Annotated in this window: 14 protein-coding genes; 12 read left to right on the top strand and 2 right to left on the bottom strand. The window is 39.8% G+C overall.

Annotated elements, in window-relative coordinates:
- Positions 1–4: 4 nt before the first annotated feature.
- The 4 genes from arnT (at position 5) to EAE91_RS12915 (ending at position 2978) form a co-directional block, all read left to right on the top strand.
- The gene (arnT, locus tag EAE91_RS12930; protein ID WP_214088849.1) at positions 5–1666 is read left to right on the top strand and encodes a lipid IV(A) 4-amino-4-deoxy-L-arabinosyltransferase; all 1662 of its coding nucleotides are present in this window, start codon (positions 5–7) and stop codon (positions 1664–1666) included.
- Positions 1663–2004: a 4-amino-4-deoxy-L-arabinose-phosphoundecaprenol flippase subunit ArnE gene (gene arnE / locus EAE91_RS12925; protein ID WP_214088848.1), complete on the top strand. Its 342-nt coding sequence runs from the start codon at positions 1663–1665 to the stop codon at positions 2002–2004. The genes arnT and arnE overlap by 4 nt, the downstream gene beginning before the upstream one ends.
- Positions 2001–2381 carry a 4-amino-4-deoxy-L-arabinose-phosphoundecaprenol flippase subunit ArnF gene (gene arnF, locus EAE91_RS12920; protein ID WP_214088847.1) on the top strand — a complete coding sequence of 127 codons (381 nt, stop codon included), beginning with the start codon at positions 2001–2003 and terminating at the stop codon, positions 2379–2381. The genes arnE and arnF overlap by 4 nt, the downstream gene beginning before the upstream one ends.
- A gap of 105 nt (positions 2382–2486) precedes the next feature.
- Positions 2487–2978: a C40 family peptidase gene (locus EAE91_RS12915; RefSeq protein ID WP_214088846.1), complete on the top strand. Its 492-nt coding sequence runs from the start codon at positions 2487–2489 to the stop codon at positions 2976–2978.
- Positions 2979–3261: 283 nt separating this feature from the next.
- On the opposite strand, the gene EAE91_RS12910 is transcribed toward EAE91_RS12915, so the two are convergent.
- The gene (locus tag EAE91_RS12910) at positions 3262–4065 is read right to left on the bottom strand and encodes a YrpD family protein (protein ID WP_214088845.1); all 804 of its coding nucleotides are present in this window, start codon (positions 4063–4065) and stop codon (positions 3262–3264) included.
- Positions 4066–4508: 443 nt separating this feature from the next.
- Here EAE91_RS12910 and EAE91_RS12905 point away from each other — a divergent pair, with 443 nt between their 5' ends.
- Both EAE91_RS12905 and EAE91_RS12900 read left to right on the top strand, forming a co-directional pair.
- A complete protein-coding gene (locus tag EAE91_RS12905) occupies positions 4509–5444 on the top strand; it encodes a hypothetical protein (RefSeq protein WP_214088844.1) in 936 nt (311 codons plus the stop codon).
- Positions 5445–5618: 174 nt separating this feature from the next.
- Positions 5619–5843, top strand: a complete 225-nt coding sequence (locus EAE91_RS12900; RefSeq protein WP_244868826.1) for a type II toxin -antitoxin system TacA 1-like antitoxin — start codon at positions 5619–5621, stop codon at positions 5841–5843.
- 99 nt (positions 5844–5942) lie between these two features.
- Here EAE91_RS12900 and EAE91_RS12895 read toward each other — a convergent pair whose 3' ends face one another.
- Entirely contained in the window at positions 5943–6365 is a 423-nt protein-coding gene (locus EAE91_RS12895) for a flagellar protein FlhE (RefSeq protein ID WP_214088843.1), read from the bottom strand.
- 310 nt (positions 6366–6675) lie between these two features.
- Between EAE91_RS12895 and EAE91_RS12890 the strand changes: the two genes are divergently transcribed.
- From EAE91_RS12890 to EAE91_RS12865, 6 genes are all read left to right on the top strand, one after another.
- On the top strand, positions 6676–7419 hold the full coding sequence (locus EAE91_RS12890; protein WP_244868825.1) for an ABC transporter ATP-binding protein: 744 nt from the start codon (positions 6676–6678) through the stop codon (positions 7417–7419).
- Positions 7412–8626 (top strand): ABC transporter permease, encoded by a 1215-nt coding sequence (locus EAE91_RS12885; RefSeq protein ID WP_376744756.1) that lies wholly within the window; start codon positions 7412–7414, stop codon positions 8624–8626. The genes EAE91_RS12890 and EAE91_RS12885 overlap by 8 nt, the downstream gene beginning before the upstream one ends.
- A complete protein-coding gene (locus tag EAE91_RS12880) occupies positions 8619–10097 on the top strand; it encodes a TolC family protein (protein WP_214088842.1) in 1479 nt (492 codons plus the stop codon). Before EAE91_RS12885 ends, EAE91_RS12880 begins: the two co-directional genes overlap by 8 nt.
- The gene (locus EAE91_RS12875) at positions 10081–11367 is read left to right on the top strand and encodes an HlyD family secretion protein (protein ID WP_244868824.1); all 1287 of its coding nucleotides are present in this window, start codon (positions 10081–10083) and stop codon (positions 11365–11367) included. Before EAE91_RS12880 ends, EAE91_RS12875 begins: the two co-directional genes overlap by 17 nt.
- 392 nt (positions 11368–11759) lie before the next feature.
- Positions 11760–12215 (top strand): hypothetical protein, encoded by a 456-nt coding sequence (locus EAE91_RS12870; RefSeq protein WP_214088841.1) that lies wholly within the window; start codon positions 11760–11762, stop codon positions 12213–12215.
- Between the two features lie 825 nt (positions 12216–13040).
- Positions 13041–13514 carry a hypothetical protein gene (locus tag EAE91_RS12865; RefSeq protein ID WP_214088840.1) on the top strand — a complete coding sequence of 158 codons (474 nt, stop codon included), beginning with the start codon at positions 13041–13043 and terminating at the stop codon, positions 13512–13514.
- Positions 13515–14198: the final 684 nt, after the last annotated feature.

Genomic DNA, 14198 nt, shown 5'->3' with positions numbered 1-14198 from the left:
ATATATGTTAAATAACCGGGCGTGTAAAGTGGGGGCCTTTTTGATCGCTCTTTTTTTTGTCCTTACCTATTTATTGCCCCTTAATGGCCGCCTGCTATGGCAGCCTGATGAAACCCGTTATGCAGAAATTAGTCGAGAAATGCTGCAACGAGGTGATTGGATTGTTCCGTATTTGCTGGATATTCGTTATTTTGAAAAGCCTGTAGCGGGTTATTGGATTAATAATATTAGCCAGTGGATTTTTGGTGATAATAATTTTGCGGTCCGTTTTGGGTCGGTCTTCTGTATTTTTATCAGCACAATTTTATTATATCGACTTGCTATGATGATGTGGCATAACCGGCATATTGCTTTTGCCGCTAGCCTTATTTATATCTCAATGTTTCTGGTATTTGCCATCGGTACTTATAGCGTACTCGATCCGATGTTTTCTTTATGGGTAACGGCAGCTATGATGTGCAGCTTCTGGGCGCTAACAGCAGATTGTACCAGACAACGGATTATTGCATATTTGGTGCTTGGTTTGTGCTGCGGTATGGGCTTTATGACCAAAGGGTTTCTGGCATTGGCCGTTCCGGTCATTGCGGTGCTACCCATTGTTATTTATCAGAGACGGCTCCTGCAAATAGTCTACTTTGGCCCACTTGCTGTTATTTCAGCGATAGCAATTAGTTTACCGTGGGTGATTGCAATTGCCCAACGTGAGCCTGACTATTGGCACTATTTCTTCTGGATTGAGCATATTAAGCGTTTTTCTTCCGATGATGCACAGCATATTGCACCGTTCTGGTACTACATACCCATTTTGATCTTTGGTGTGATTCCGTGGTTGGGATTATTACCCGGGGCAGTGGTGAAAAGTTGGAAAGAAAGAAAATCCAATCCTGAAATGTTTTTTCTACTTTGCTGGTTTGTCGTGCCATTGTTATTTTTCAGTATTGCAAAGGGAAAATTGCCAACTTATATCCTGCCTTGTATGGCACCATTGGCAATGATGATGGCTAAATTTGGTGTCGATTGTGTAAAAGATGGCAAGATGAAATTGCTAAAGATCAATGGAATGATTAACGTATTTCTTGGTTTGCTGGCGGTAATGATTCTATTTGCTATGGAAGCAGTAACAGAACACTCTTTATATCAGCCATCAGAATGGTCTAAATGGGTTTTAGCGATTGTTGCTTTTGGTATTTGGGGAATTATTGGTTATCTATGTTTTGCGCTGAATGGGAAATATTGGTTATGGGCCGCATTTTGTTCCATTGTTGTCAGCTCAGTGATAGGTAATGCTTTGCCTGAGAATACTGTTAACTCCAAATTACCGCAGAGTTTTATTAAGTTACATCATCAGGAACTTGCAGATAGTCGCTATATTCTATCGGAAAGTGTTGGTCTTGCAACCACTGTAGCTTGGGAGATGAAGCGTAGCGATATTTATATGCTTGAGAATTGGGGAGAGCTGGAATATGGGTTGAATTATCCAGATAGCCGATATCGATATATCAGCTATAAAGATTTTCCGCAATGGTTAGAGAAAGCGCGTAAAGAAGGGCGGGTATCAGTACTCTTCCATTTATATAAAAATGAAAAATTACCTGATTTGCCAAAGGCAGATCAAATTAGTCGCAATTATCGCTTTGCTATTTTGGTTTACGAGAAGCGACCATGATAAATTTTGCTTTATTGTTGCTGGTTAGCTTACTGACATGTGCTGGCCAGCTATGTCAGAAACAGGCTGTGATATGTTGGCAGAGTGATGTTTATCAGCGGGCATCTGTATTGAAATGGTTGATAGGAGCGGTGATTCTGTTGGCTATAGGAATGTTATTTTGGCTCCGTTTATTGCAGATATTGCCGTTAGGCATTGCTTATCCAATGTTGAGTATAAATTTTATTATGGTCACTTTGGCGGGGAAATTTTTCTATCAGGAAAAAGCAGGCAGAAAACATTGGAGTGGGGTTGTGTTTATCATGTTGGGAATTTTGCTGATGAGCTTGAATGAATGAAAGGTTATATTTGGGGATTAGTTAGCGTATTACTGGTGACAATAGCCCAGTTATTACTGAAATGGGGTGTTGTCAATTTACCAACATTGAATCTTGGTTTGCATTGGTTTGATGTTGAGTGGCTATGGAGTTATCGTCATTCTCTGATGATGGTAATGGCTGGTCTGGCTGGATATCTATTATCTATGCTGTGCTGGCTATTTACGCTAAAATATTTGCCATTAAATAAATCCTATCCGTTAATAAGCTTAAGTTATGTATTTGTCTATTTAATGGCGGCTTTATTGCCTTGGTTTAATGAAACCATCACATTATTGAAAACCGCGGGTGTGATTTTTATCTTGTATGGTATTTGGTTGATTAGCCGCCCAGAATGAAGCATAAAATAAATATTTAACTGATTTATTTAAAGTACAGCCTTGTTTTTTTATTGAGTGCCGGATAGAGTTAGCTTGTTTTGCTGATCTTATGAGGGGGGGATAATGATAATAAGAATAAAAATAAAAGAGTTGCTCTTGTTGCTCAGCCTATTACTTATTGGTTGTTCCAGTCACTCCCCCAGGACCCCGGCTCCAGCGTTAAAAACGGCGCTTTCTGATCCAATCATGGTGATTACTCAGCTTAAGGAGCAGCTTAATCAATGGCGTGGTACACCGTATCATTATGGTGGAATGGATCGTCGGGGGGTAGATTGTTCTGGTTTTGTTTACCGTACTTTCAGTGACCGGTTTGATATTCAATTACCTCGTACCACCGGTGGGCAAATAAAATTAGGGACTCGTATTGATAAAAGCGATTTAATGCCGGGTGATTTGGTCTTTTTCAGAACAGGTAGTGGCGAACATGGGTTACATGTTGGCATTTATGATGTCAATAACCAGTTTATACATGCATCAACCCATAAAGGTGTTACTCGTTCATCTATGAATAATGTTTACTGGAAAAAGGCTTTTTGGCAAGCCCGTAGAATTTAAATACGCTTTTATCAGTGATCTGTAAAGATTACTCTTATTAAGATAGCCGTTGTATTTAAATTTCAGTAATTAATAACATTAATTTCAATTTAATCAATTGAATTTTAATCATCGGAAATAATAATAATTTTATGACAATAAATAAATTATCTATATTATATTTAACCTGATCAGGGAATACCTGATTTTGATTTAAGGTATATTATTTAAAAATAAAAAAGTTAAAAAACAAATAACCAGTTCCTTAGATATTAGGGAACTGGTTAAAATATCTATTATGGTATTATCTGGTTGTTATTTTTATTGCGGCACTATTTGAGCTTGTAGTAATATTTGCCCCTTTTGTTGCATGAATTACTGGATTAACGGGTTTATTATCGATAACTACATTTTTAAATGTAGCAATATATTCTTTGTGAACTTTAATATTTCTTTCTGGTGTTCCACGAAACACAGCGATTGTAGATAATATTTTCCAGTTACTTACAGAGCTGACATTAGTATTTTTTATTTCCGAAATTAGTCTACTGGCATAACCATTATTGGAGATTCCCCAATATGTCGCCCTTGTTGCACCATTTAGATTTTTATATATTGTGAGTTGTACTTCACTACCAGGTTTAAAACCATTTTTATAAGTAAAGTTATCTTTTCCTTCAATATATTGAACAGCGTCTTGTCCACGGCGTCCTACTTTCATATATGGCTTCCAAACATTATAGATAGCACTATATTGGAAGCCAATATCTGATTCTACTTGACCAGAAAAACCAGAGTATACATATAGCGTTCCCCCTGATGCTTTAAACGAAGAACCTTGTTTAATTTCTGGCAGGGTTATTTTTGTGGTGAGAATAGACCCTTTACTATTAAGAATTGCTCTTCCTCCGATACCACCTTTAATAGTTTCTTCACGAAGAGATGATATATTTGAAAGAGATTGTGTTTCGGCTGCTTTAACCTCAGATGCGTTAATTATTGATAAAGTATTAATTGCAATTATACTGGCTAAAGTGATTTTAGAGAATTTCTTACTTGAGGTCACAATATTTCCTCTCATGGATAATTTATCTTTAAATTTAATCATGTTATTTTCCTCATTAATGTATTTTGGAATTTAGTTATCAATGTGAATAATATTGATAGAAATGTATTAATTTGAATCCATAATTTTTTATCAGATAACCATATATTTCAGTAAGTTTTTATTCAGGAGTAAAATATCATTAATCCCAAATTAAACAAAAAACATTTTTATTTTATTTTGTGATAAAAAAGGCTTAAATATTATTTATCAAACTGACTCGTTTTTATGAGTTATATTTTTGTTTGCTTGATTACACAGGCAAGTGTATTTTTTAAGATGAAATATAAATAACTTGCCTGTGAAGTGAGATATTTAAAATAGTTTTATATTCTTGGACCATAAATATGATGATTAACTGGGTGACTTTTTATCTGCCAGAAATTAATTATATTTTATCGAAGAGAACAGACTTAATAATTTAAATCATTTTAAGAGGAAAACTGATGACAGATAAACAAGCTTATTCACCTGAAATAAAATATTCTCCGTGGGCACCTAATGATGCGCCGCTATTTATCATACTTGGGCAATCAAATAGTTATGGTCATGGAACACAATTACCACAAGATGAAGAAATAACCCAAGGTTTAAAAAACGTATTCACATTATCTCTATCAGAAGCTTATAGCGTTGACTTTCCCGCAATCAACTGGATGGGGCTGACTAGCTTTGGTGATGCTAATATTGGTGCTCCTGTCGGTTTATCTCGTGGCAATCAGGATCACTCAGTCAATGCCGCTAACCGTTTTGCCAAACTCTGGCAAGGCCATATTAACCGAGGTAATGCACTTAATTTGCCTGATCTTTATGTCATTTTAATGGGGTGGGGCGGCCAGGGCATGTATCTGGATAATCCGCCGGATAACCGTTGGGCACCTGAGCGAGATCCCTGCGATGTGGAATCGCTCTATCCGCGCGCAATCAGAACGTTGCGTATGGCCGTCGAATCACTGCATAAGCTAGGTAAAAATCCTCGCATTTTGGCTGTCCATTGGAACCAGTGGGAAGCAGAAACCGAAAGTTTATTGGCGGCACAGGCATCAGAGCGGAATTTTACCCACATCATTACTGGTATCAGTGATGCTTTGGGTTCTCGCAGTATACCGTGGAGATTGTATTATCCACTTTCGGTTGCATTTGATCCCATCAACACCAGCTATGTGCTTGAGGCAATCAATAATGTTATCGCTGATGATCCCAAATATCGAACGTTGATTGATGCACGGAATTCTCCAGACTATACCGGAAAGGCGACTGAGTTTGGTGTTTTCCTGCCTGATAGTCTTCATTATGATGGTAAAACCCAGACATGGTTTGCTCAACGGGAATGGGAATTGATTTTATCTGGTTATACAGGGGTTCAATTACCGCAGGATTAATTATCTGAGGGAGACTAAGATGGCGGCTGAGGCTGTCGTCATCTATTATCAGGCAGAAAATAATACATTCTTGGATGTTCATATTGTGCCTTTTCGACATACATATTAATGAGCGTCTATTTTTTATGCCATAATGGCACTATGTTTATATGGATTAAAAATGCAGATGAAATCATGGTTACTAATACAGAACGTAAAGAGACTTGTTTAGTTGCAAGAAATTCCACAGAGATTCAAGAGAGCATACAAATAGCGGCTGAACGAACTGAAACCTTACATCTTTCGATGGAGGAGGCTGATGCTTTGTTGGCAGCTTTGGAAAATCCGCCAAAAGCAAACTCTAAACTACTTAAAGCTGCGAAGCACTATAAGGATATGGTGAATGTCCGTAATCATTGAAGAAGTCATCTAGCAACTTTCTTAGATCCTACAATATTCAAAGTAAATCAAAATTGCCGCCTAAATATTAGCGGCAATCTTTGGAGAGTTATTGAAATGTTATTGCCAACTGACAGTAATTTCTCCGGTTTGACCTGCTATTGGCATAACATTACCGTTTCCAACCTTTAAGGCGAAAAGGAATTGCTGTGTCGGACTTCTATTATTAAATGCGGCTGTTGACATTCTTCGCGTGCGTGATATATCTACGCAACTGCTGGTATCTCCCTGACAAAGATAAACCGATAAATTCTGAGGCCATCCAACAACGTTCCAAGTCCAAGATACATTGGTAATCTTTCCTGTTGCAGGAGGAGAACCGACAATAGGAACGTTAACAGTTTCTAAGAAATTTTTGGAATACAGTGTGGGCAAAACAACCGAAGAGTGATAGCTGCCACTTGCCGCAGCTACTGTCTGTGAGAACATAGTTAACAATAAAGCGCTACCAATACCAAAGATTTTTTTTAATTTCATAGCCATTACCCCAATATCTGATAATTTTCTATTGCGAGAACTTGGATATACATTTTGATCTCGCGCTCTGTATCTCCTGAATTTTTATAAAAGCATATACGCAATGCCAAAGTAGGCAGGAGTAATTTGGGTGGATTAACCCCAAAATGCAATGGATGATTTGAAATTATGTTAAGTAAATCTAATATATTTTCACTGTTCGATGTTTGTTCTTGTTACTTAGGCCGTAATCTTTTACAAGAAGATCTTCTCATGATATAAAACCTGCTAAACAACCAAGTGGAGTCAGTGATACGTTTAATGGATGTCAAACGCGATGAATAAATCAGACATGACAATCATAACTTCCCCATGCCAGGAAGCCCTGATTTACATGGAAAATATTTGTCGATCTTATCGTATGGGGGAAAAATACTACCCAGTACTTGATAAAATATCATGCACTATCATGCGCGGGCAAAGTTGTGCAATTGTCGGCGCTTCCGGCTCGGGTAAAAGTACTCTACTTAATATTCTTGGTTTACTGGATCAACCCACTTCTGGTTATTTTCAGTTTAGTGGCGTTAATATAACAAATGTTACTCCTAATGAACGGGCGAGAATAAGAAATCAAGAAATTGGTTTCGTATTCCAGAGTTTCAATTTACTTCCCAAAATGCAGGCGTTGGATAATGTGGCGCTGCCATTGTTATATCGTGGATATTCTCGTTCTCTAGCTCGGCAGGAGGCGAAATACCAGCTTGAGTTGGTTGGTTTGGTTGATCGTATTTATCATCGTCCGGCTGATCTCTCCGGGGGACAGCGGCAACGTGTTGCTATTGCCAGGGCTTTGGTCGGTAAACCTTCTCTGATTCTGGCGGATGAACCGACAGGCAATCTCGATAGTGCTACAGCGAGTGATATTATGGCACTTCTTCTGTCATTGAACCGTGAGCAAGGCGTTACACTCGTCATGGTTACGCATGATGAAGCCATAGCCAAAAATATGCAGCGCTGCCTCTATGTTAATGACGGGCGGCTTTCCGAAACTGATTTGTGGCTGGGTAGCACCGATGCTTAATCTGAATTCTGGTCGCTACGGTTTTTCCTTCACGCAAGCACTGCGAGAATCACTGGGTAGCCTGCGTCTGCTAGGAAGACGCTCTTTGCTTGCTTTACTTGGTATTGCAGTCGGATGTGCTTCGGTCATTGCACTTTTAAACATCGGTCATAACGCTGTTAATGAAGCTATCAGCACTTTTAAAAGTATGGGAAGCAATATTTTGGTTGCTCATTTTGCTTTCACTCCAGGTGTCGATGTCAAACCCGCACCCTCTACGCTGGATACTCAGGCGTTGACTCGTACAATACCGACTATCACACATGCTGCGCCCATCACGTTACACTCAACCCGTATACGCTTCCAAGGGCAAGGGATAGATACAAATATTACCGGTACATCCTCTGATCTGGCTGCGGTGCTGGATTTACAGATTGAGCAGGGACGTTTTCTATCGGACTATGATCGTCAAACGACCTATGCCGTGCTTGGAGCGGATATTGCCAAACAATTAAAAGTAGCCAATCAACCTATTCGAGTAGGTAGTCAATTGCAAATTGGGGAATATCTGTTTGAAGTGATAGGAGTTCTCGCTGCTCAGGGGCCGAACCCTCTACTTCCCGGCTCTATTGATCATTCCATCATACTGCCCATTGAAGCAATGCGACGGTTGCGGCCTGCGCCAGAAATTGGCAGCGTCATTGCCAGAGCACGTGACACAACAACGCTAAGCAGTGACGCGGTGTCGTTACGTGACTACCTTGTCTCATTATCAAAAGGTCGTCGTGTCGAAGTTGATATCCCGAAACAATTGCTTGATGGATTGACGCGTCAGGCAAGAACATTTTCCTATTTGCTTGCGGGTTTAGGGGGAATTTCGTTGCTGGTGGGAGGTGTGGGCGTGATGAATGTCATGCTGATGAATGTTTCGGAACGCAGGCGTGAAATTGGTGTTCGTATGGCTTTGGGAGCTAGGCCTGTTGATATTGGTATACTGTTTATGTTGGAGGCGGCCATTCTAGCCATTGCCGGTGCAATGGTTGGTTCATTGTTGGGGGTTGCGGCAGGGTACCTATTTGTAAAATTTTCCGGTTGGGTATTTACGTTATCCTTATTCTCTTTGCCTCTGGGTATCGCCAGTTCATTAGTGATCGGTCTGTTTTTTGGTATCAATCCAGCATTAACGGCTGCCAGATTACAACCTGTAGAGGCACTGCGTGATGATTAGCCAAGTTTTTCAACGTGCTATTGGCATCATCATTGCCTTGATAGTCGCTGTGTCTGTCAAACAGTCTTTAGCGGAGCAGTTGAATCCATCACAGGCAACCATGCCTGCAACGAAGACAATTTCGCTTAATCAGCAAACTATTGGTCTGACACTCAGTGATGCAATCTATTTAGGGTTACGAAACAATCGCTCGATTCGTAGTGCTTATTTGGATCGGATTGCACAGAAATTCGATTTACGCGTTGCTGAGGATCGTTTTACGCCAAAATTGTTGATTAACAGCCGTTATATCGCAGCCCGTAATCAAAGCGATCGTTATCGCCAAAGCGAGATTACACCTACATCTACGCTGCTTGGAGAATATGGCACTCGATTCAGCTTGTCTTGGACGAATCGGACGACATGGGCAGACAACGCGGGTCGTAGCCGTAATGATGGTGTTTCATTCTCAGTTATTCAGCCTCTGCTGCGTGGTGCTGGCAAAGATGTGGCTACAGCGCCTGTGCGCCTTGCTCAATTGATGGAGCAGACAAATCGTTTGAACCTAAAAGCGACGGTATCCCAGACTATCACGCAAATTATTATGGCTTACCGTGAATTGTTGCGTGCTCAAGAACAATTACAAATCGCACGTGATGCTCTTGAACGTTCGCGTCAATTGCTGGAAGTTAACAAAGCTATGATCTCCGCAGGCAGAATGGCTGCTTTTGAGATTGTCCAGACGGAGGCTGATGTTGCAATGCAGGAACTGGCTGCGGAGGAAGCAGCTAATCAATTGGATACCAGTCGTTTAGAACTGCTGCGGTTGCTTGCTTTAGACTTACAAACTCAGGTGAAAGCTACTGATAGATTGGAAGCTAAACGCATAGATATTCACTTGCTCCAAGCGCAACATTTAGCCCAAGAGCAGCAACCATCGTATCTCACTCAATTGATTACTGCGGAACAGGCTGCAATTAACCTGACTGTTGCCCGCAACGAACGTTTATGGGATGTCTCTTTGGTTGGTGGAGCCAGCCAGGTACGAGATCGAACAGGGTCAAATAGTTCCCGTAATTGGGAAAATTACGCCGGTGTTCAGGTAGAGATACCCATTGGTGATTTGAGTCAGCGTCAGGCGGAAGTGCGGGCGCGGGTTGATGTTCAGAACCAAGATATTCGTCTTGCAGAGGTAAAACAGTCATTGGAACGTAATGTGGGTAATGCGGTGCGCGATATTGGTACACGTTGGCGTCAATATGAGATCGCACAGCGTGCCAGGGATCTATCCTTGCGCAAGTTAGAAATTGAGCGTGAAAAATTGACGGTGGGCCGCTCCAGTAACTTTCAAGTATTGAGCTTTGAAACCGATTTGCGTAATGCCGAGAATGTTCGTCTCAATGCGTTGATCACCTATTTAAATGCGCAAGCGGAGTTGGACGAAACATTGGGTACCACGCTAGGGAGTTGGGATATTGCACTTAACGACTAAGATCAGGGGACTTGCCCGTTTCGGATATAAAACTCGTTGGCTCGTGACACTTGCCGTTGCATTAGTCATTGGGTCTGCGGTTGCTTATGTTTTCCTTTCTTCTTCAACTGATACATCATCACCGCAACGATGGGTGCATGTTGAACCGCAACTACTGGAAAATCGTCTTGGGTTAGTTGGTCGTATTCAGGCTGCAACCAGTTTGACGATTGCCGCGCCATTTGATGGCGTTATTGCTGAAGTGATGGTAACTGAAGGCCAGCGCGTTAAGCGTGGGCAACCGCTATTGAGCCTTGACACGACACAGTTGGACATTCAATTGCGGCAGGCGCTCACAGAACTGTTGAAAGCCCAAAAAGCCGTACAAGATTTGGTGGGGTGGGAGAACAGTCCTGATGTCGCTAGGGTACGTAGAACTTTAACGAATGCCCAGTTAAGTTTGAGTGATACCGAACGCAAGTTAATCGATACCCGGGCTTTGTTCGAACGCGGCATTGTTCCCCGTATGGAGGTTGATACACTGGAGCAGCAGGTCAAAGTTCAACAGCTCGATCTTGCCGCCGCTAAGGTGGAACTGAGTGTTGCCCTCGATAAAGGCACAGGGGAGAATCGCCAGATTGCTGATATGGAATTAGCTAATGCCCAATCGCGTTATCAGGCGCTTCAGGTTCAGCAAGCCCAACGTGAATTGATTTCTCCTTTTGATGGCATTGTTATTCGCCCTCAGGTACCGGAATCGGATAAGGGGGTATTTATTCAAAAGGGGACACGTGTCACTCAGGGAACACCTCTGTTAGGGGTAATCAATTTGGAGCAAATTCAGGCGGTAGCTCGCATTGAAGAGGCCGACCTTCATCAAGTGTATGAAGGAATGCCGGTTGAGATCACCGGTGATGGTTTTGCCGGGCTATCTCTACGGGGGCAAATTAAGACAATTGGTGTACAGGGGAATTCAAAGGAAATGCAGGGAGCGGGTGTAACCTATGATCTATTAGTGGCGATTGATCCTCTTACTCCCGAACAGCGGCAGCGTATCCGGCTGAGTATGAGTGCGAAACTGGCTATTGTCACCTATCGTAATGAACGTGGATTGGCTGTGCCAGCCGAAGCATTACATACCGGCTCTGATGGACGAACTTTCGTCACCTATCGTCGTGAATTAAACGCACAGACACAGCAAATTGTAGTGACACCGGGGCATGCCGTTCCTCAAGGTGTAGAAGTGAGCGGATTGGAGTCTGGTTATATTGAAGTTCTTGAGCAAAAATAACGGATTTAACCTCATTGATCAGATAATCTAATTTGGGTGTAATATTTCGTTGCGAAAGTTTATATATTGGAAGTTCATTTGTCACAATATTTAAATTTTTGAATCTGCAATTAATGGTCTTTCGTTAAGTAAAGTAAGATCTCGACCATAGCTGTCAATCAAAATGTGAACATGAGGAGGGGTTTTACCTATTTCAAAAAGTGCTTAGATATTACTGATGGTGCACTATTTAAATAAATTCTGCAAAAAAGTAGTCTATATTGTAGAAACATAAAGTGAAAATTTACTTTATGAGGTTGAGCATATATTGTACGTAAAAATAAATTATAGAAAAGAAAGTTGTATTAAAACGCAGTAAGCCATCCTAAACAACATAAAGGAGAGTATCTAACATGTTAGTACGTAAATCGTTGTTGGCCCTGTTTGCAACTACTTCCCTAACTGCTGCGGGTATCGCTTATGCAGGTCCGCCTGTAACAGTTACATTTAAGCATCTTGGTGCGTCTGGTAGCGAGAATGCTGTTTATACCATCATTACTAATAATGAATCCGGTACCTATGTCAATGCAACACCTAAACCTAGTGCAAGTGTAGTGCCAGGAGGAGTCAATAGTTATCAGGTTCAAAGCCCGCTTTCGCCTGACGTAAACTATGCAATGGTGCGATATAAGATAGGGTTTAAAACCTGCGAATTTATGACCACTTTTGTGAACGGATATGTTAATGGCGTTAAAATTCCAAAATGGAATAAAGGTGCAACGCCGAGTGGAGGTGCTATTTGTAATGCAACCATCACTTCTACTAATATTGCGACCTATGCATGGTCAGTTGAATTTACTATGAAGTAGTGAACAGTGAGTCAGATTACTCTATGTTATAGGAGATAGATCTGGCTCATCTTGTTTTTTAGCATTTTTCCTGATGTGGTGACTGTTATTCAATTGGCTATTGTGATTTTTAATGGCCGATCTGATTTCAATGTGAAATAGAATTCCCTCGTTGTCTATTGTATCGGCCATATAATCGCAGATATTACTTTGCTTTGAAGTAAACATTTCATGGCTAATTCTGTTTAGTGAACTGATATTTAATTAAATACTGTATGCATAGTAGGATCTCGCTCTATACCCGTTATCTTTCAAGTTGCCTCTTTGTTAGCTGCACTCACCTCGGTCACATAGTTACCTATGCTACCGGGGATTCGCTCCCTTACCGTCGCGTTGCATCTTGAAACCAATAGGGTATATAGCTATGTGAATTTTAGATTACCTATCAGTTATATTTTTTATCTTGAATTTTATGTTGATCATATAATTACGAGCCACTATTATTAGGAGTATTTTTTCTTTATTGTATGTTTAGTGTAAATAACATAATGTATGGGCCATGTAGCACTAGGTTAAAAATAAAAAAACATACGGCAATTTAATTTGTTATTATAAATTAATATTGAATGCTTATTTTTTTTAGTTTTAATTTTCTTTGGTATTTTATTGACGCACTATTGGTTCTGCACTATTTTTAAAGTTGGAAAGTGTATTTATTTTTTATAAGTTTATGGATTATGATGATTGAATATGGATGTTCAGTAAATTAGTTAAGTTTTTTAGTTTAATATAAATCTCTATATTTATAACTTGGTGTGAATTTAACCTTGTAAGGAATAATATATTATGATTGATCAAAATAATTCTAATAATATAGTTGCACCTAATGTAACGATTTCTGATGTAACCGTGTCCGCCATTCAAATTGCTCCAGAGATAGCCAGAAACAATGTTCATATAATAATTGTTGATGACAAAGGTGCTTCACGGGATTTTCTTTTGGATAATTCTGATGGTGGTTATCAAGGGAGTGGCAGTTTAATAGCTTTGATTCTTGCACATCTTAATTCAAAAAAAGTCACTATTAGAACTACCGGATATGAATATAATAAACATGGATATATCAACGGCGTATTAATTAAGGAGGATAAAGGAGGCGGTGGTACAGGTGGTGGCACAGGTGGTGGCACAGGTGGTGGCACAGGTGGTGGCACAGGCGGTGGTACAGGTGGTGGTACAGGTGGTGGCACAGGTGGTGGCACAGGTGGTGGTACAGGTGGTGGTACAGGCGGCGGTACAGGCGGCGGTACAGGCGGATGATAAAGGGCGGTAAATATTAGGGATGATTGGAGTGAGAGAATTCCTATAGAAAATATTATTCGCTATTATTTACGTTAAAGGTATTAAAAGCCTATCCCATTAAATTATTTTATTTACCATTTTAAACTTGAGCAGTATTCAAACTGTTCGCAGAATAATGTCCATTGGGATAAATAGTGAGTTGGAATTAATTTCGAATAAAAACCCTGATATTTAACTTCAGGGTTTTTACTTATTAATAACTGAACATACACTGAACTTTAAGAAAAGGCACTTATAAATATATGGTTTTTTTAATTTTATTTTTTTGGTTATTAATTAGTGTTAAATAAGGCATTCGAATTAACACTATTTGTCAGTAAGTAATGATTTTCCGTTAATATGAATGGGCGAAAAATAAGTGAAATGGTGTTTTTATATTTCTGACTGGTTTTCTTAATGTTTTTTTATCTGTCTGTTGACAATAAAACATTATCCGCTGGTTAAATAAGAAGATATTTCACATTATGATTGTGATTTATATAAAAATATTTTTATTTTTAAATTATATTAATCTATTTATTTGTCGCGGATTAATAAAGCCGAATGGATTTTATTGTCATTTAATAAAGTTATTATCTGAAATAACTTATTCTAGTATATGTGGTAATGCCTCTAACAGACTTATAGAAATTTATCCTCCAT

Origin of the sequence: Photorhabdus noenieputensis (genome assembly GCF_018448935.1) — a bacterium.
Classification (GTDB): domain Bacteria; phylum Pseudomonadota; class Gammaproteobacteria; order Enterobacterales; family Enterobacteriaceae; genus Photorhabdus; species Photorhabdus noenieputensis.
The sequence above is the reverse complement of the archived record's forward strand: the minus strand, read 5'-3'. Positions and strand labels throughout refer to the sequence as shown.